Origin of the sequence: Flagellimonas eckloniae, from assembly GCF_001413955.1 — a bacterium.
GTDB classification, from domain to species: domain Bacteria; phylum Bacteroidota; class Bacteroidia; order Flavobacteriales; family Flavobacteriaceae; genus Flagellimonas; species Flagellimonas eckloniae.
This window is the reverse complement of record NZ_LCTZ01000002.1, coordinates 2,000,480-2,019,468: the sequence shown is the minus strand read 5'-3', so window position 1 is coordinate 2,019,468 and position 18,989 is coordinate 2,000,480. Positions and strand designations below refer to the sequence as shown.

Genomic DNA, 18,989 nt, shown 5'->3' with positions numbered 1-18,989 from the left:
GTATTATGGACAAATGTATAAAGACAGTTTATTTAACGGGAATTGTATTTGCTTCCTTTTTTTGATCAATAAATTCCGAAGGAGTCAAACCAAATAATTCACGGAATGTTTTGCTAAAATAGGCGGAGGAATTAAAGCCGGACATATGGGTTACTTCCTTGATGGAATAACTGTTTTTCAGCAACAATTCTGAAGCATATCGTAATCGTATGGTGCGGATAAAATAACTAGGATTGTTACCCGTGAGAGAACTTATCTTTCTGTAGAACTGAGATCGGCCTATTCCTAATTCATGCAATAAATCTTCTTGTTTAAAATCTATGTCATCAATATTATCCAGAATAATCTTGGTTGCTTTGTCCAAAAACACTTCATCCATATTGTTGGAAGTAACCTCACTTGAGGGGAATAACCCTCCAATTTCAGAGAATCTTTGTCGAAGCCTTTTTTTAGCTTCCAATAAGTTTTTGATTCTGGCTTTAAGTACACTGGTTACAAAAGGTTTGGCCAAATAGGCATCCGCTCCATTATTATAGCCCTCAATACGGTCATCCTCCAAACTTCTTGCCGTTAATAGTATCGTTGGAATATGACAGGTCTCAAATTCAGTCTTTAATGATTTGCACATTTCAAATCCATCCATAATGGGCATCATCACATCACTTATAATTAAATCTGGAAAGTGCTTTTTTACCATATGAATGCCTTCTTCACCATTTTTGGCTTCCAAAACACTATAATGATCCTGAAGGTCATTTTTTAAATGCAATCGAAGCTCTCTATTGTCCTCAACCAGTAAAATTGTCGATTTCTTTATTTCACTTTCGTTAGTGCTTTTGGCTTTGGAAATAAGTTCATCATTGGCAATAGACATTTCATATTCTACAGATTTCATTGAGTTGATCAAAAACTCATCTTTAATGTTTTCAACTTCCTCAGGTTCGGCTTTGATATCCAAAGGCAATCGTACTACAAACTTGCTTCCCTTTTTATATTGACTTTCCACAAAAATTTGCCCACCGTGTAGTTCAACTAAAGCTTTGGTGAAATTAAGTCCAATTCCAGTACCGGCCTTTGTAATATCCACATTGTAAAATCGGGAAAAAATGTTTTTCATTTGCTCTTTATCCAAACCGACCCCTGAATCTTTTACGGTAATTTCAACGTAATTCTCTGATTGTTCTTTTTTAAGGAAGGGAAGGTTGGATTTATTTTTGGTCTCTGATATTTTCTTTATGGAAACCATGATTTCACCTCCAGGATTTGTGTACTTAATGGCGTTGGAAATAAGATTGGTTATAATTTTTTCAACCTTATCAAAATCAAAAAGGGAAGTTATGTTTTCCGAAGAGGACGTAAACCTGTAATCAATTTCCTTTCTAGTGGCCAAACCAATAAACAGGGAAAAAATATCTTCACTAAACTTTATGATATCTCCTTTCTCCAACCGTAAGGGAGCCATGCCCACATCCATTTTTCTGTAATCCAACAATTGATTTACCAAATGCAAGAGTCTTCTGGCACTTCTTTGGATTGATAAGGCTGAGTTTTTTACTGTTTCAGGATTCGAAGTAAGACTGGATAAGATTTTATCGACCGGATTAAGTATGAGCGTCAAAGGGGTTCTAAATTCATGTGATACATTTATAAAGAACTGAAGCTTCATTTGATCTAGCTCATGTTCTTGGGCCTCCTGTACTTTTTGCGTATAGTAACGCAATATTATCCAGACTATAGAGAGACCCGCAATAAGATATAGTATATAGGCCCACCAAGTTTTCCAAGGTGGGGAAAGAATTTGAAATTCAACTGTTGCTTTTTGTGCATTTTCCCATTGTCCATCCAATGAAGCTTTTACCTCAAAAGTATAGTCGCCTGGCACTAAATTGGAGTAGTTTACATCTCTTCCGTATCCTATGGTCTCAAAATCGTTGTCCAGTCCATTTAATTTGTAAGCATATTGTACCTGCTCTGGGTTTTCAAAATGTAGCGCCAAAAATTCGAAGGCAATGTAGTTTTCATGATGCTTTAATTTTAAGTTTGAGGCATTTTCCAAAGATTCACTGAGCAAGACCCTATTATTAATGGTATCCCCTACAACAACCTGTTTGTTATTCAATTTTAGAGATGTTATTTTGGGTAAAAGGGCAACAGTTGCATCCAATTTTATATCATCGGGATGAAAAATATTAAAACCGTTGATTCCTCCAGCCAGTATTCGGCCATCCTTGGTTTTTTCGATTGACTTGCTTTGGTATTCCGAGCCTTGAAGCCCATCATGGATATTAAAATTTTTGAACTGGTTTGTCTCAGGGTTCAACATGGACAATCCACTTTTGGTCGTAATCCAAAAGTTATGGTTGTGGTCTTGTTCTAAGCCAACAACCAGGTTGTTGGGAAGTCCATTTTGTGAAGAATACGATTTCACTACGTTAAGTTCCGGGTCTAACATGTAAATCCCGCTATCGGCGCCAATCCAAATATTACCTAGGTGGTCTTCGGTAATATGATTGATCAAATTGCCCTCTATCCCTTTTTCCTTAATTTCAGAAAAAGGAATATCCTTTGGAATAAATTCTGGCAATTGGTTTAAATCAACAAAGTTCAACCCCAACGAAGTGCCCACAAAAAGACGGTTTTTAGAGTCAATAAACAGATAGAAAAGCATGTTGCTGGCCAAACCATTTTCCTTTACAGAGATGTTCTTATAATTGAAAAACTTTTTGGTGCTGGGATCATATAGACTTAGACCTTCGGTTCTTAAGCCTAGCCACAGTCTATTTTTGGAATCCTGTACTCCACCCCAAACAGAATTTTGGCCAATTGAAAAAGAATTTTCAGGGTTGTGCAAAAATCGTTCAGAATTGCCCGTTTCTGGATCAAACTTATTCAAGCCTCCATCTAGCGTGCATACCCAGATGGCACCATCATTGTCTTCAAACGTATATAGGATTTTGTTTGAACTTAAGCTTCTCGAATTATTAGGGTCGTGGCTAAAGTGTTGGAAAGAATATTCCTTTTCATCAAAAAGATTTAACCCACCATTATAGGCACTTAACCAAATTCTTTCTTTGGAATCTTGCAGAACAGATTGGATTATCTTCTCATTTAACCCATTTGGATTGTCAGGTTGATAATAATAATGTCCAAAGGAATACTGGGAGAGATCTAGTTTACTTATGCCCTTATCGTAACTTCCTATCCAGAAAATCCCGTCGGACCCTTCATATATTTTTGAAGGTTTGTTGTTGGGTAACGAAAATGGATCCGAAAAATTATTGGTTAAGTTCTGTATAACGGAAACAGTATTTTTTTCCAACAAGAACAGACCATATCCATCTGTAGATGCCCAAATCAATCCATCTTTGTCCAGATACAGATCTCTAACGGCTATACTATTCTCGGTAAATGATCTGTGGGTGAAAGTATTCTCTTTTCTATCCCAGAAAATCAAGTTTGAAAGATCATTTCCAATCCAAAAATCGTTGTCGGAATCAACAAAAATATTTTTTGGAATATGGTTTAGCTCATACTCTTTTTTGCTTTCAATCTGTATTCTTTCAAAATTATCCTTCTTTGCATTGTATCGGTTTAGATACTGTCCATTGGTGCCCACCCAAATAACATTGTCATTATCTTTTACAATAAAATTTACATTATTGTTGTCTAGGGAAGACAAATTGGATTCATCATTGAAGTAATAGAAAATCTCCAGTTTTTCAGGATCTTGCTCAAAATCTTTTAAGGCAACCTTGATGACCCCATTATTAGTGGCAACCCATAAGGTATTTGTTACGGTATCGAACAAGAGATCATTTATAAACTTTCGTGGATTGTTGGCGAGGCTTAATTGTCTGTACAGATTGATACGTAAAAAACTATTCGTCTTTTTGTTGAAACAGTTTAGGCCATTGTTGGTGCCCACCCATAAATTTCCAAGTAAATCTTCCTCAATGGCATTGATTCTGTTATTGCTGATTGAGGTGGAATCGTTTAAAATAGATTTGTAAATTTCAAATTCATAGCCATCATATTTGTTTAGGCCATCTATGGTTCCAAACCATAAAAAGCCTTCCCTATCCTGAAATATGGTCAAGCATGTACTACTCGATAATCCATCTACCGTATCTAGATTTTCAAACTTGAAGTTATTAAATTGCCCTGTGGCTAAAAATTGCACAAAAAAACATAGGACAATGCCATATATTTTTACGTTCATTTAGGTTTAGTTATTTCTGTGAAACATGCATTTTTTGGTTTACCAAAAAGTAAAGCCAATAAACTTTTAAGATAAGAAAATTTGCTGTAATGGCTGAGTAAATAATGCAATATATACAATGCTGTTGAATTATGTTCATAGCCCAACATGACTGTGCTTGACTTCCTAAAATTAAATTGAAAAGATGGTGTTTGAAGCGATGTGTCAAAATCAAAAAAGCCAAGATTTTAATCTTGGCTTTTAGAAATTTCAACTTTCGAAAACTTGTTGGTTATCGCTTTAAGAGTTTTCAACTTCGCCCACTATTTTTGAGCACCGATTCCAGGCTCAACAATTTATTCATTACCAAGTTTTCATAGGTATTGGACTCCATTGGGAAATCGACCTTACCTATAGAAGTATAACCTTGTCTTTGGTAAAAAGCTATTGCTCTAACATTGTTGATATAAACCTCAAGATTAAATTCCTTAAATCCATTTTTAAGCACCTCTTTTTCAGCCTCATTCATAAGTCTGAACCCAACTCCTTTTCCGTAAAACCTTTCTAAAACATATAACTTGCTTAATTCCGGAACAGCTATATTTCTTATTGGACAGGTACTGTCATAAAGTATTTCAGCAACTCCAACCGGATTCCCATTTTGATAAGCGATTATCAATCTGCTTGGATTATTCTGTATTAGATTTTCTATGTTTTCTAAAGAAAACCTTTTTGTAATGAAATTCGCAAATTCAAAGGTAACTCCTTCAACTGCGTATGTCTGAATATAGACAGTTTTAAGTAAAACAGATATTCTTAAAGCGTCCGATAGTTTTGCTTTTCCAAATGAAATTCCGTTCATTTTTAGTTCAGATTAATATTGATTTGCAGTTTTCCCGAACAAAGCCCATTGAGGGCAATTGTCAAAAGGGGAACGTAATTCTTAAGCGAATTTATGTTCCAAAGGGAAATGTCCACAACGAAATCCAGCCGATTTATTTGTTTAAAAGTTTGAAGTTAACCAAAAGTGGCAATGAATAATAACCCTTCTTTACAGTAGTATTTACTCCGCAACGAAATCATCGTTATCCTTATCCTCAATCCAATTGTATTCAATTTCCCTAGCTATTTTTCTTGCAAAATCAATCCCATGCCTATCTGCCAAGAAACCGAATGCCATGTCCATACCTGCACTTACACCCGAGGAGGTATAGTATTTCCCGTCTATTTTCCATCTTGCTTTTTTGTCCCAGTCAACCTTGATACCTTGAGATGAAACCCATGAAAAAGCCCTTTTATTGGAAGTGGCCTCCTTACCATCTAAAAGACCGGTTTTTGCAAGAAGTGCACTTCCAGTACATACCGAAAGCACGTATTCACTTTCTTGCGCCAGTTCTTTGATTTTATGAAGAAGTCTTGAATTATTGATTTCTTTTCTGGTGCCCATACCACCGGGAACCAATATTATTTCGGGATTGTTTCTCATGGTGTCTAGTTTTTCGGTCATAATTGGAACTCGGTGTCTATTGGTGATCACTCCTCCTTCAAGTGAATAAAACTTGAGCGTATATTGATCTGTTAGACGACCGAAAATTTCTGCGGGTCCAAAGACATCTAAAGTCTCATAGTCTTCGAACATTATAAAAGCAATCTCCATATTTTTTTCTGTTTCAATAGTATTATCCTGTTTCTGAGCGTTTACATAGGCTATTCCAATTAACATTTGTAGGGCAACAAATAATCGGAACAATGGAATTTTCAATTTGAGTTTTATGTTCATATATCGATGATTTTTTAAGCTATTAGTATTGCCAATGGTTTTTGTTTATGGCGTTGTGGGGCGCTGTCTTGCGGTGAGGCCATCATCTCGCCCCATAGGTATAAATATAGTTGATGGTTGTTCCTTTTGCTAGTTTTCTGTCATAAATGTAATGGGGAAGGGACATTGCTGTCAACGGTCTTGGATATGGCAAGTAGGTCAAGACAAGGGAAACGTTTTGTAGCCAAAGCTTTTCTTGCTTTAATCTTTTTCACTTTAAAAGTCAAATCCAAAAGATTTGGTAGACTTAGTACACACTCACAAGTCATTCAATTTAGCACTTTATTGCCATTATTGGCAATTGGCTTTTATTGATTCAATATTTTCATCATTCTGTGCATTCCCTTAAGTTCTTCCTTAAAATATGGTACATCCAAAGTCGTTTTGCTGTGAAATTCAAATCCAAGCTTTTCATAAAAGGCAATTGCACTTTTATTGGTGTCAATTACACATAAGAAGAGATTTTTTTTCCCACTCTCCCTAATCCTACTACTAATTTCTTTTAAGGCTAATTTTCCAATTCCCATTCCCTTGCATTCTGGAAGGACATAGATTTTTTCCAATTCTGCACTATTGCCAAAGGATAAATTTTTGGTGGGTTCCATCTTAATTTTTATAAATCCGACCACTTTTAATTTGTGTTCAATAAAATAATACTCGATGTTTTCATCGTTCAAATCCGAAGTAAGCCTTTCCATACTAAACTCATTATCCAAATACCATTCTAGTCCGCCATCGTTCCAGTGGTTATGGAAATTCAGGGAATATGCATCGATACAGATTTTTTTTAAATCGTTGATGTTTCTTATTGACGCTTTTTTTAATTTCATTTGTGAATTATAGCTTATGCTTTACGGTTTTGGCCAAAAGTATTTGCGTGGTTTAGCATTAATCTTTGCAAGTACAAACCAAACTGAAAATCCACTAGGATTTTCAGGAGAACGCGAGAACTGTGCCACTACTTATAGCCACTGTTTTTTTATTCCTTTTTTATCTGATATACTATTTCAACCATTCCATCCTTAAAGGCGGTCACGTCTTTTAAATGCAATGAAATTTCTTTTTCAATGTAGTCAAAAAAGAGTGTTCCGCTTCCCAAAAGAGTTGGGATTATGGTTATGTTTATCTCATCAGCTAGTCCAAGACGAAGGAATTCCTTTGTCAGCATAGTTCCGCCGACCATCCATATATTCTCGTATTGGGTTTTTAACCGGTCAGATACAATTTCGTTCAAGTCGCCTGATAGAAATTGTACACTTTTTTTGTCCGTTTTTAGGTTCCTATTTGTTAATACGAAAACCGGAATCTCTCCATATGGCCAACCAAGTTCAATGGCGTGTTCGTAAGTCCGTGAACCCATAATGTAACAGTCTATTGATTCAAGGAATTTGGCAATGTATTCCTTTGTCAGCTCAACTCCTTTTTCGTAAGTATCTTTTGAGTGCATCCAAGAAACACTTCCATCTTTCTTGGCAATAAATCCATCAAGACTGGAAACCATGTGGATTGTTATTCTTGATTTTTCAGTTTTCATTACTCAAATTGCAATTAATCTAACAAAAGCGAACCGAAATTTAGAAAAATCCGCAGGATTTTATGAGCCTCAGAGGTACAAGCAATTAAGTATTCATATTGTTAGTCACTGCCTTTTCCTTGAGATTACATTCGGATTGAACAAATATAAGTCCAAACTATAAAAAGGATTTGTAAAGGAATTCTAAACCACAAATATGGAAGACCATGTCCGTCAAATGTTCCTTTTTGATAATTCACATGATGAATTGACGCATAAATGTTAGCTGGTAACATTAGCAGAAGAAAAATTAGTAGTGCCCATCCAGATATATATTTAAACCTAGGAATTAGAAGTCCTATTGCAATTAAGATTTCAAATAATCCTGTCAGGTAAACAAAACTTTCTTTAAAAGGAATAAATTTAGGAATCATCATTGACATTCCTTTTGTAAATACAAAATGTCCAATAGCCGTAAATACGAGCATCGCTGACATAGCAATTCTGGCAGATATAGCAAAATCGTATTCTTTTTTAAAGATTTTAACTGCAAAAATGGAGATGGTAAAACTTAATAATAGTACTAGTAGTGGTTTCATGTTTTCGGAATTATTGAAAAATAAAGATCAGAAAGCACCGAAGTAAAAGCAATGAACCCAAGTTAAGTAATACGTCGTCTTATTCTACTTAATGCTTGTGGCGTTACGCCAATGTATGATGCAATATATTTTAATGGAATTTGTTGTAACAATTTTGGCCTGTAAGAGAATAAGTCCAAATATCGTTCTTCTGCTGTTTTACTCAATAAGGAAAGTTCTCTCTTTGATTTTATTAGAAACATATTCTCAGCCATTTTTCGTCCCATAATATTTCCGACAGATGTTTTTTCGTAGACTTCTTTCAAGTCTTTGTGCGAAATTTTCCATAAAATGGTATCTGTTAAGGTTTCAATTTGGTATTCAGAAGGGGTTTGTGTTAAAAATGAATCATAACCTGTTACAAATTCATTTTCGAATAAAAAGCCAAAAGTCAGATCGACTTCTTCTCCTGGAACATGAAAACGAACTATTCCTTTTGTTATAAAAGACAAATGGTTTTCAACCGCTCCTAATTTCAATAGGATGGAATGTTTTTTGAGCTCTACTTCCTGTAATTTTGAAGAGAAAAACTGCCAATCAGAATCATTGATTGGAGTGATATTTTGAATAAAATTTCTGATTTCATTCATCTGCGAAGTGCTCTTATTTGCTTGTGTATAAAGGTCTTGGCTATGATTAGTGCGTGAATTAAAAGCACTAAGCTTTCAATTAAACATTAAATCCCATATTAATTATAGCTCTTGTTGTGTATAATTTATTGCTTTGTCATTAGTTCTTTTGGAAAGGCATCGTCTACTAATCGCAATTGAATTTTATGCTCTAACCAAGCTTTTAATCCAGATAGGACAAATGTAAATCCCTTGGTCGAATCTTTAATTTGGTTTAATAGCTCGTCACCATTTCCAAGGAAGTTATAATTTTGAATGGTCAAAAATGTCAGATTATCGTTTACTGAATTAAATTCCCATACTACGGTTGATTTTTGTATTCCTTGTCCCCATTCTATGAGTATTTTTTGATTCTCTATAATCTCGAGAACATTCACAGGGACAACCAAATTATACATTTCCCATTTCCATTCTAGATGTACACCTTCTTCAAGTTTTCCTGTACTATGGGTATACCAAAATTTAGCGGTTATATCAGGATTAGTAAATGCCTCAAAAACCTCTTTGACTGGCCTGCGTATTCCTAATTCCGATTTGGCAAAGTTGACAGTTTCTTTCATTGCTACCTATTTAATTTTATACAACAGTTAGTATATAGCAAGTGGGGTAGAAAACAAATGATTATTTCAGTTTAGCCACTTTGCATAAAAATAAATCAATCTTTGGATTATACACTAATCACCTATTTGCTATTTATAGTGTTACGCACAAGCATTTAGATATTTATTTTAACCTCTAATTGTCTATTTAGTACTCCTTTTCCACCAGCCATTAAGTCTTTAATTTTTCCTTTCTCTATTCGTAGGTTAACAATAATCAAACTTGGAGAAGGCTCTTTCATAAACTTACCCTGTTGAATATGAAAAGCACTTTTTTTAATTTTTAAAACATCAAATAAATAACATGCAAGCGGTCCGGCTGCCATTCCTGTCCCTGCTTCTTCTAATATTCCATAATGCGGTCCAAACATTCTTGAGGTAGCATCATATTTAGTATTTTCCGTATTGTTAGAAAACACATAGTAACCGATTAAATCAAACTCTTCGCTAATTTCGCTTATTAGGTCAAAATCTGGAACTATATTTTTTAAAATTTCCTCGTTTTTAACAGGAATCAATATATATGAGTTTCCAGTATTTACAAGTTGAATTGGTGCTTTGGGTAGAATATCATTCTTTTTTAATCCCAAGGATTTTAAGATTACACTTTCTTTATTACTAACATCAACATATTTTGGAGCCAACTGCTCCATAAACGCAAGGTCCCCAATCATTTCTATTTTTCGTTTCCCATCTATGGTTTCTTTTGAAGAGCTATCATTCTTTAAAGTGCCTATTTGTTTTAAATAAGAAAATGCTGCCACTGTGGCGTGCCCACAATGCGCTATTTGTTTGTTTGGTGTGAAGAAATCCAGTTTAAAATCTTCAGTTTTGGATTTTGAAACAAAAGCGGTTTCTGATAAACCTACTTTTTTAGAAATGTCAAGCTTATTTTTATCAGATAAATTATCTGCATTTAAGACCACACCTGCTGGATTACCGCCTTTGCCGTTTTCAGCGAAAGCACTAAGAATTTGTACTGTAACTACTTTTGAATTGTCCATTTATATTATGTTTTATATCTAATGGACGTAGCTAATTTGAAAAAGACGTAGCTAATTTTAATTATTTTCGAAGTCTAGTAATTTTCCTTTGCTATCAGATTCTACATTTGGGCAATCCAAAATATTTTCCCTTAAAATCTCCTTGGCTTTTTGAACTCTTGACTTTGTGCCAGAATATGAGATTTTCAAATGTTCTGCTAGCTCTTTTTGAGAGTAGTTTTTAAAGGATGTCAAAATAATTGCTTCTTTATGAGCAGCTGATAGGCTTTCTATTTTTTGATTGATACAGTTTGTTAGGTTTGAATAATCAAAATTATCAGCTTCCGTTTCTGGAATTTCTAAATCACTTATTGATATGTTGTTATTTACTTTTCTGAAGTAGTCAATAATGGTGTTTCTTGTAATTTGATAAACCCAAGAAGTGAGTTTGGAAGTATGCTTTAGCTGATGAATTTTAGTTTGAATTTTTATGAAAACCTCTTGATGAATATCTTTTGAGGTTTGTTCATCTTTTACTTTTCCTAAAATGAACTTATAAAGTTCTTCATTTAGGTCAATCCAAATAGCATTGATTTCAGTTTTCACAATTTTTGTTTTTTGCTTGCAATTAATGGGCGTTGAGCTCTTTTTAATCCCAAACTCCCAAACCTTCTAATATTCATGAAATGCCCTATGCCTTTATTTAGTATTGTATACTGGCCTATTTACCATGCAAAATTTGTCTCACTCCATATTCAGGGCTTGAAACGATTTCTTTCTTGAAATTCAGTAAAATATTCTTAGCGCCAACCATGGATGCTTGAGCTAAAAATACTACATCTACCTGATCCTCCAATGATTTAATCGAATTCGCAATTTGAGTCTCATACTCTAATTGATTTCCATTAACAAAATGAACCCAATGCTCGGAGCAATCACAGTTAATAATTTCTATTTCCTTGTTCAGCTGTCTTGATGTTTCAACCAATAAATTTGTGCTTATTTCCTTAGTCGAAATAGCTGTATAGACCAATCCTATTTTGTGGAATTTGTTTACAATATATTGAACAATTGGTCTGTCAATTCTAAATACATTATCCAACGTATCACTTTCTTCTCCAAAAGTGGAACAAGTGCAGATTATTAACTTTGGATTGTCCTCTTTGATAAAATCAATCTGTTTTTTAAATGCATCTGAATCTGTCTTGCCATTTGTTATCGCTAATTCAAGGATTTCTTCATTTACAAAATGTTTAGTCGGAATGTTTTTATCAATTGAGTTAACCAATTTTTCAAATCGGTCGATATGAATTTTCGAAGTGTGTAAAAATGCTATCATTTCTATTTTGTTTGTATTGAACGGCCTCGCGTATGATTAGTTGCGAGGGTCAGCATCTAACCTTGCAAATGCGCACCAAACTGAAAACCTACAAGAATTTTCAGAAGCCCGTCCTGAGCGTAGTCGAAGGATAGGCGATATCAAGCAATTATTTATAACCATTGCTGTGTGAAGTTATTGTTACGATGATTTAATGAATACAATCACTATTATAAAAATCAACTACTTGCCAAACGTTATTCAATTGTTTTAAGTTAATTCCTTCTTTTAGTTTTGGACAGTTGAAAAAATAGTTCAGTAAAACTTTTTTCTTTAATCCTAGCAATCCTTGGTCTGCTCTTATGAAAAAGGGGTCTTCCTCTTTCTTTAGTAAAGCCATAGACCACAAGGTTGCATTTCCTTGTTCAAACCATTCTAGTTCATAGTGGCTAAGCTTTCCTTGGCTCACAATCCTTAAGAAATGTTGTTGTCCATCTTTGTTATCAATATTATAGTTAGGATTAGCTAATGTAATTTTTTGAGACGATTGATTCAACCAAAAACTTTTGTAATTAACGTTGTCCTTCCTAAAAGCAGAAACATCTTTTCTCTTGTATTTTTTTCTTTTTCCATCAATAGTCGTTAGCCTTATTTTTTTATAAAATTTTCGATGAACTCCTTCTTCATCTATGTATTTCACATTTCCATATAAAGTGTCTGCACTATATAGCACTATATAATCTAATTGTTGGTTACCCTGTGCAAGCAAGGACGTTTGTTGGAATAGAAGCAGTGCAAATGCAGTATAGATGTATAGCGTTTTAAATTCGTTCATAATTCTATTTAATGGTGGTATTCGAACCAATTATAATAAGATTTTGCCTATTTCTAAATGCTAATAAAGAGGTATATATTCATCTAGTTATTTATTTTTTACTCTCAAGATTAAATATTTTCATCCTGATTGGGTTTAATTTAAAAGAAGCCTTAATAGCACACAACAGTCTGGACTATAAGTTGTTGGGGATTTTACACCTATACTTTTTGGTTTAGCACAGTCATTTGATTTATTTTTTTGTTTAATCACTTAAACCTCAATTTTTTAGCTATTGTTGACATTAATTATTTATCATTCATAGTTGTCATTCGAAAACTATTTCATCTATATAAATAGTATGACTCATACCTTCACCAATCGTAAAAATTACAAACCCAGAACGAATACAGGTTAAATCGAGTCTTTTTGTATTAATGGTATATTTTTTCCACTTGTCCGTAAGGATTAGTTCAATAAGCTTTTTGCTAGAATCATAAAAAGGTTTATCTCCTTTTTCAATAAGTCCAAAACCTACTTTTGCTTTTAGGTTGTCATAACTTGCTTTGGCCCAAAAGCTGAAAGTTTCTGCTCCACTTATATTATGGCCGCCTAATATATCACCCCAATCGTTCGCTGGGTCTACGAATCCAAGGCCATACCATTCATTTTTTCCTTTAAAATCTATCTTAATGGCTGTTTTTCCCGATTTTACCGTTTCTGTATTGTCTAAATCTACATTAATAGTGTTATAATCTCCCATGTATGCTGATAAAACGTACGGTAAATTTTCGTTGTCTTTGTAGACGTGAAATGGCAATTCTACTTTTGGAACTAAAAATTTCCGTTTAGCTGCGTTTTTATCAATAACTGAAATAGATGTTGTAGCTATACCCACATTATTAAAGGTGTCGTTCACCATTGCATAGACTTTTATACCACCATTTTCTTGCGGAAGTTGAATCTCTAAACCATCAGAAAGGTTACCACGAAAATTAAGAGGTACTAATTGGTCACGCCTTTTCCTGCTGCCTGTCCGTTGATTGTAATAAAAGGTAACTGCTAAATCTTCTTCTTCAGTATCTAGAGCATCGAGTTTTACACCAACCCAAGTCCCACTTTTTACGTTAGTATCCAATAATTGAAATGACGTAATGGAAGGAACATTGTTTTCAGCTTTTTTTCCTGTATAAGCTTCTCGAATTGCCCAATATTGTGGACGGGTCATTCCTTTGAAATGGGTCAATAACCAAGGTGCTAAATGTTTATCATCAGTAGCGTATTGAAATATATAGACTCCTAAACAATTCGGTTTTGGTTTGATCCATTCATTATAACCATTAACAATTACGTCATATTTCTCTTTATCTGTTGGTTCTAACTTTACTCCATTTAGGTCTTCTTCTATTTCCCATTCCCCCCTAACCCCAAATTCGGTTATGACATAGGGCTTAGTTACCCCTTTTTTTGATAATTCTTCTGGCAAAACATTAGCTCCTTTTCCGTAGGTGTTGATTCCATAAATATCAATAGATGGAACATATTTTTCCCACCAGTCTACTCCAAAAGTCCAAGCTTCAACAGATGCAACAGGATGATTTTCATCTATTCTCTTGATTTGAGAACAGATTCTTTCCAATAGTTTTGAGTAAGCAATTTTTTCTTCGTCGGTAGCTGTATTTAGGTAAACTTCGTTGCCAACACCCCATGTAAGTATTGCCGGATGGTCTTTATAGGTTTTTACGATTTCAAGAGCGTCTTTATACATGACTTCTTTACCATCTTCATCATTGCTATAGTCGAAACTATCGTCAGCCTCCATACCCGCTCGGCCATGTCGCATCCAAATACCTAACATTACTCTTATTCCGTGTTTATGGGCTGCATCCAACATTTTCATGGTGTTTTTATCTGTGCCCCATGTCCTAATTGTATTAACACCTAAAAAATTGAGTTCTTGGAAGTATTTGTCATAGTTGGCTACATCTTTATCATAACCAAAAGTAGCTCCCTTTACTTCAAATGGCTTTGTGTCTACAATAAAAGTCCATTTACCATTCACATTTTCAACAGCTATTTGTGCTTTAATTTCTATTGCGAAAACAGTTGTAAAAAGAAAAAGTAGCGTTGTTCTTAATAGAATATAATTCATGTTTTTTTAATTAATGCCAGAGGTCTCGGTTATGAGTAGTTGCGATTGGTATCGAAGTTAGCAAAAAGAGCACTGCGTAGTAGAAATTCGTTAGAATTTATCGAAAGTCCCTTGAATGGCTAGCAATTACTAATAGCTATTGTTAGCTGTAGTTTTTTTTCTGCGAAACTTTAATTTTCTCTCGAAACCATTCATTTCAAGTATTTCATAATCAGATAGGATTATAAGTTCGGTTTCAGAGAGACTATCAATTTTTAATATACTGGAACGAATCGACCTTTCTTTTCTTGTTAATGTATCGATGTCAGTAGTGTCTTTATGAATAATCACATTTGGAAAAATCATTAAATTACCATCACCACCTAATATCCATTTTCTGGCAAATTCAATATTATTTTTAATAGTTGTTATTGAATCCTTTGTGACATTCATATATACAATTTTAGGTGGCTCATAGCCGAATGGGAGAAGGGGAGGATCGATTCCTTCGATGTTTTCAAGGTCAAATAAAAACCATTCACCTAAGATGTTTTGAGGTATTGATAAATGTTTCTCTTTAAAAATGTAATTATACTTTTTTTCATGAGTAGCTGATACATGGACTGAATGATTTGTTATGGAATCGATTGAAAGCGTGTTGCGATTTAGAGCATCGAGTACAATGAATGAACGCTTTTTGTTTTTCAAAATACTCCAATGTCCAACAACTACTTGGCCTGATTTTCTTAAGTACTCAACATAAAGTCCATTATTCATAAACTTGGTATTAACCATGAAGGATTTATTTCCAATCCACTCGTAAGATTCGTTGAATGGCGTCCAGCTTATTTCGTCATTTGGCTCCTCAAGACGTTTGAATATTGTTTTTGTGGTGCTTTCATTCCAAAAATTTACTACTATGCTGTCTTTTGATAAAATTTGAAAGTTAATGTTGTCAAATTTGTCATGGTTAATTTCAAAACCAAGAGGGTTATAGTCAATAGTTGATTTGATTTTAGACCCGCTAAAACCAATTTTTGGAACTGTATTTGACCAAAAAGAAATACTATCTCCTACAATTTCAATGAAATTTGTTTGGTCCGAAACGTGAGTAATCGAATCTTCATTAATTTCATAAGCGCTTATCCAAAATCCATCTATTTCAGATTTTGAACTATTGCAGGAATTACCTAGCAACAAGATGAGAATAATTGGTATGAGATGATTCTTTTTCAAATTAAAGCTAACGGTTAGGCTATGATTTCGTTGTGGAAAATCAGATCTGATTTTCCATCATAGCCCGAAGTTAACAAATAAGAGAGGATTTCCCGATACTTACATAAAATAAAAAACCCTGAAAATCAATTGATTAACAGGGTTTTGCGTACTCGAGGCGGGACTTGAACCCGCACGGCCATAATGGCCATTGGATTTTAAGTCCAACGTGTCTACCAATTCCACCACTCGAGCATGATATTGGTATCAGCATAAAAAAACGCTGGCAAGCAGCGTTTTGAGCGAAAAACGGGATTCGAACCCGCGACCTCCACCTTGGCAAGGTGATGCTCTACCAACTGAGCTACTTTCGCATTTTAAAGAACATCAACAAACATCAGTTTTTGCCGATGCGGATGCAAATTTAATACATTTCTATAAAATTAAAAGCATTTTAATCGAAAAGGATTACTCCTTTTTCCAATGGGCAAAGCTTTAAGAACTTGCCTTTTTCTTTTTGCTAAGGAGGCGCTTAATCTCGTTAAGTTTCATCAAGGCTTCAACTGGGGTGAGGGTGTCAATATCCAAATGTAAAATCTCTTCCTTGATTTCCTCGAGCAATGGATCGTCCAAATTAAAAAAGCTCAGTTGCATTTCGTTTTGTGCGGATTCCAATGTATTGGCAACCTCGGAATTGGAATGGGATTTCTCCAATTTTTTAAGAATTTTATTGGCTTTTTGAATTACTTGTTGGGGCATTCCGGCCATTTTGGCCACATGAATTCCAAAACTATGTTCACTCCCTCCTGGTACCAATTTTCTAAGGAAAAGCACGTTGTTTTTCAATTCTTTTATGGAAACATTGTAATTTTTGATTCGGGCAAAAGTACCGGTCATTTCATTGAGCTCGTGATAATGTGTGGCAAAAAGCGTTTTTGCCCTAGATGGATGTTCATGAAGATATTCAGAAATGGCCCAAGCTATAGAAATACCATCATAAGTGCTGGTTCCTCTTCCAATTTCATCCAAAAGCACTAAACTGCGTTCAGAGAGATTGTTGAGAATGGACGCTGTTTCGTTCATTTCCACCATAAAGGTAGATTCACCCATTGAAATGTTATCACTGGCGCCAACCCTTGTAAAAATCTTGTCCACTGCACCTATTTTTGCAGCGGTGGCAGGAACAAAACTTCCCATCTGTGCCATAAGCACTATAAGGGCGGTCTGCCTTAAAATTGCAGATTTACCGCTCATATTTGGCCCAGTGATCATGATGATCTGTTGGTCATCTCTATTTAGCAATACATCATTGGTAATATAACTTTCTCCAAGAGGTAATTGTTTTTCAATTACAGGATGCCGTCCATCCTTAATGTCAAGTACAGTGGAATCATCCATCTGGGGCATGGCGTAATTGTTCTCTTTTGCCAATTGGGCAAATCCACAAAGACAATCCAGTTGGGCAATCAGATAGGCATTATCCTGAACAGTTCCAATATATTCTTGCATCCACATTAAAAGTTGCTCAAATAACTGTTGTTCAAGGGTGTAAATGCGTTCTTCGGCACCCAATATTTTAGCCTCGTATTCTTTAAGTTCTTCCGTGATGTATCGCTCCGCGTTCACCAAGGTCTGTTTGCGTATCCAATCTTCTGGAACCTTGTCTTTGTGCGTATTTCTGACCTCAATATAATACCCAAAAACATTATTGGAAGCTATTTTTAGGGAAGTGATTCCGGTGATTTCGGTTTCGCGCTCCAACATTTTGTCCAGATAGTCCTTGCCAGAAAAAGCCAAGCCCCTTAACTCGTCCAATTCCGTGGAATAGCCTGCGGCAATAGTTTCACCTTTTAAAAGGTTTACAGGAGCTTCCTCATTAAGAACCTCTTTGATTTTGGTTCGAAGTGCTTCGCATTCATTCAATTGTTCGCCAATGCTTTTCAGGGACTTGTTGGGGCTTTCCAAGGCCAATTGCTTGATGGGAACAACAGCTTCGAGCGAATTCTTTAGCTGAACGACCTCTTTTGGGTTTATTTTGCCTGTAGCCAATTTGGAGATTAAGCGTTCCAAATCGCCCATCTGTTTGATCCAATGCTGCGCTTTTTCTAACTTTTCTTCCTCAGTTTTTAAATAAGCAACAACTTGATGGCGCTGCTGAATCTTTTCAATGTTTTTTAATGGAAGTGCCAACCATCGTTTTAAAAGTCTCCCTCCCATTGGGGAAATGGTCTTGTCAATGACGTCTAAAAGCGTTACCGCATTTAGATTGGTAGAGTGGTAAAGCTCTAGATTACGGATTGTGAAGCGATCCATCCAAACATATTCCTCTTCTGCAATTCTTTGGAGCTTGTTGATGTGCTGTAATCTGCTGTGCTGTGTTTCGGATAAATAGTGCAGAACAGCTCCAGAAGCAATTATTCCGTTGGATAAATGGTCAATGCCAAAACCCTGCAGGGTGTTGGTCTTAAAATGGCTGGTTAGACTTTCATTGGCATAATCTTCCTGAAAAATCCAGTCTTCCAGAAAAAAACTGTGAAAATGGGAGCCGAAAAGCTCTAAAAATGAAGCTTTGTGGTTTTTGGAAACCAAAACCTCATTAGGGCTAAAATTTTGAAGTAGCTTGTCCACCTGTTCGGCAGAACCTTCCGCGGTTAAAAATTCTCCGGTGGAAATATCCAAAAAAGAGACCCCATATTTATTTCGTCCAAAATGTACGGCACACAAAAAATTATTGCTCTTTGCGGATAATATATCGTCATTAAGGGCTACACCCGGTGTTACCAACTCGGTAACGCCTCGTTTTACAATACTTTTGGTTTGTTTAGGGTCTTCCAGTTGGTCGCATATGGCCACGCGCTGCCCTGCCTTTACCAGTTTTGGCAAATAGGTATTTAAAGAATGGTGCGGAAACCCGGCCAATTCGGTTTTGTCCCCTCCATTATTTCTGTGGGTAAGGATAATACCCAAAATCTTGGAGGCCTTTATGGCATCTTCACCAAAAGTTTCATAAAAATCCCCCACCCTGAATAACAACAATGCATCAGGATGTTTGGTCTTGATGGCATTATATTGTTGCATCAGTGGGGTAACTTTCTTTGTCTTAGTATTGGCTGCCAAAGCGATATTATTCTT

15 protein-coding genes and 2 tRNA genes are annotated in these 18,989 nt (G+C 35.2%); all 17 read right to left on the bottom strand.

Annotation, left to right across the window (positions count from 1 at the left end):
* Positions 1–28: 28 nt before the first annotated feature.
* Complete coding sequence (locus AAY42_RS08625; RefSeq protein WP_055394246.1) at positions 29–4,219, bottom strand: hybrid sensor histidine kinase/response regulator transcription factor; 4,191 nt, start codon at positions 4,217–4,219, stop codon at positions 29–31.
* A 289-nt stretch (positions 4,220–4,508) separates the two neighbouring features.
* Positions 4,509–5,060 (bottom strand): GNAT family N-acetyltransferase, encoded by a 552-nt coding sequence (locus AAY42_RS08620; RefSeq protein WP_055394244.1) that lies wholly within the window; start codon positions 5,058–5,060, stop codon positions 4,509–4,511.
* A 201-nt stretch (positions 5,061–5,261) separates the two neighbouring features.
* Positions 5,262–5,978 carry a DJ-1/PfpI family protein gene (locus AAY42_RS08610; protein ID WP_245625605.1) on the bottom strand — a complete coding sequence of 239 codons (717 nt, stop codon included), beginning with the start codon at positions 5,976–5,978 and terminating at the stop codon, positions 5,262–5,264.
* 347 nt (positions 5,979–6,325) lie between these two features.
* Positions 6,326–6,847, bottom strand: coding sequence for a GNAT family N-acetyltransferase (locus AAY42_RS08605; RefSeq protein WP_055394240.1), 522 nt, complete (start codon positions 6,845–6,847; stop codon positions 6,326–6,328).
* A 149-nt stretch (positions 6,848–6,996) separates the two neighbouring features.
* The gene (locus AAY42_RS08600; protein WP_055394237.1) at positions 6,997–7,551 is read right to left on the bottom strand and encodes a dihydrofolate reductase family protein; all 555 of its coding nucleotides are present in this window, start codon (positions 7,549–7,551) and stop codon (positions 6,997–6,999) included.
* 125 nt (positions 7,552–7,676) lie between these two features.
* A complete protein-coding gene (locus tag AAY42_RS08595) occupies positions 7,677–8,129 on the bottom strand; it encodes a DoxX family protein (protein WP_055394235.1) in 453 nt (150 codons plus the stop codon).
* 62 nt (positions 8,130–8,191) lie between these two features.
* Complete coding sequence (locus AAY42_RS08590; protein WP_055394233.1) at positions 8,192–8,758, bottom strand: Crp/Fnr family transcriptional regulator; 567 nt, start codon at positions 8,756–8,758, stop codon at positions 8,192–8,194.
* A 125-nt stretch (positions 8,759–8,883) separates the two neighbouring features.
* Positions 8,884–9,357, bottom strand: a complete 474-nt coding sequence (locus AAY42_RS08585; protein WP_055394232.1) for an SRPBCC family protein — start codon at positions 9,355–9,357, stop codon at positions 8,884–8,886.
* Between the two features lie 155 nt (positions 9,358–9,512).
* Positions 9,513–10,400, bottom strand: a complete 888-nt coding sequence (locus AAY42_RS08580) for a PhzF family phenazine biosynthesis protein (protein ID WP_055394230.1) — start codon at positions 10,398–10,400, stop codon at positions 9,513–9,515.
* A 57-nt stretch (positions 10,401–10,457) separates the two neighbouring features.
* Positions 10,458–10,985, bottom strand: coding sequence for a sigma-70 family RNA polymerase sigma factor (locus AAY42_RS08575; protein WP_055394228.1), 528 nt, complete (start codon positions 10,983–10,985; stop codon positions 10,458–10,460).
* Positions 10,986–11,100: 115 nt separating this feature from the next.
* Positions 11,101–11,718: a hypothetical protein gene (locus AAY42_RS08570; RefSeq protein ID WP_139063693.1), complete on the bottom strand. Its 618-nt coding sequence runs from the start codon at positions 11,716–11,718 to the stop codon at positions 11,101–11,103.
* A 190-nt stretch (positions 11,719–11,908) separates the two neighbouring features.
* Positions 11,909–12,532: a hypothetical protein gene (locus tag AAY42_RS08565; RefSeq protein WP_055394224.1), complete on the bottom strand. Its 624-nt coding sequence runs from the start codon at positions 12,530–12,532 to the stop codon at positions 11,909–11,911.
* Between the two features lie 307 nt (positions 12,533–12,839).
* The gene (locus AAY42_RS08560) at positions 12,840–14,663 is read right to left on the bottom strand and encodes a glycoside hydrolase family 2 TIM barrel-domain containing protein (RefSeq protein WP_101956442.1); all 1,824 of its coding nucleotides are present in this window, start codon (positions 14,661–14,663) and stop codon (positions 12,840–12,842) included.
* A 129-nt stretch (positions 14,664–14,792) separates the two neighbouring features.
* Positions 14,793–15,878 (bottom strand): hypothetical protein, encoded by a 1,086-nt coding sequence (locus AAY42_RS08555; protein ID WP_139063691.1) that lies wholly within the window; start codon positions 15,876–15,878, stop codon positions 14,793–14,795.
* A gap of 149 nt (positions 15,879–16,027) precedes the next feature.
* Positions 16,028–16,112, bottom strand: a tRNA-Leu gene (locus AAY42_RS08550).
* A gap of 46 nt (positions 16,113–16,158) precedes the next feature.
* Positions 16,159–16,231, bottom strand: a tRNA-Gly gene (locus tag AAY42_RS08545).
* Between the two features lie 121 nt (positions 16,232–16,352).
* On the bottom strand, positions 16,353–18,935 hold the full coding sequence (gene mutS, locus AAY42_RS08540) for a DNA mismatch repair protein MutS (RefSeq protein ID WP_055397790.1): 2,583 nt from the start codon (positions 18,933–18,935) through the stop codon (positions 16,353–16,355).
* Positions 18,936–18,989 lie beyond the last annotated feature (54 nt).

Excerpts from the sequence above, each read along its gene's own strand:
- AAY42_RS08625 (WP_055394246.1), bottom strand. The coding sequence starts at position 4,219 with ATGAACGTAAAAATATATGGCATTGTCCTATGTTTTTTTGTGCAATTT.
- AAY42_RS08620 (WP_055394244.1), bottom strand. The coding sequence starts at position 5,060 with ATGAACGGAATTTCATTTGGAAAAGCAAAACTATCGGACGCTTTAAGA.
- AAY42_RS08610 (WP_245625605.1), bottom strand. The coding sequence starts at position 5,978 with ATGAACATAAAACTCAAATTGAAAATTCCATTGTTCCGATTATTTGTT.
- AAY42_RS08605 (WP_055394240.1), bottom strand. The coding sequence starts at position 6,847 with ATGAAATTAAAAAAAGCGTCAATAAGAAACATCAACGATTTAAAAAAA.
- AAY42_RS08600 (WP_055394237.1), bottom strand. The coding sequence starts at position 7,551 with ATGAAAACTGAAAAATCAAGAATAACAATCCACATGGTTTCCAGTCTT.
- AAY42_RS08595 (WP_055394235.1), bottom strand. The coding sequence starts at position 8,129 with ATGAAACCACTACTAGTACTATTATTAAGTTTTACCATCTCCATTTTT.
- AAY42_RS08590 (WP_055394233.1), bottom strand. The coding sequence starts at position 8,758 with ATGAATGAAATCAGAAATTTTATTCAAAATATCACTCCAATCAATGAT.
- AAY42_RS08585 (WP_055394232.1), bottom strand. The coding sequence starts at position 9,357 with ATGAAAGAAACTGTCAACTTTGCCAAATCGGAATTAGGAATACGCAGG.
- AAY42_RS08580 (WP_055394230.1), bottom strand. The coding sequence starts at position 10,400 with ATGGACAATTCAAAAGTAGTTACAGTACAAATTCTTAGTGCTTTCGCT.
- AAY42_RS08570 (WP_139063693.1), bottom strand. The coding sequence starts at position 11,718 with ATGATAGCATTTTTACACACTTCGAAAATTCATATCGACCGATTTGAA.
- AAY42_RS08565 (WP_055394224.1), bottom strand. The coding sequence starts at position 12,532 with ATGAACGAATTTAAAACGCTATACATCTATACTGCATTTGCACTGCTT.
- AAY42_RS08560 (WP_101956442.1), bottom strand. The coding sequence starts at position 14,663 with ATGAATTATATTCTATTAAGAACAACGCTACTTTTTCTTTTTACAACT.
- mutS (WP_055397790.1), bottom strand. The coding sequence starts at position 18,935 with ATGCAACAATATAATGCCATCAAGACCAAACATCCTGATGCATTGTTG.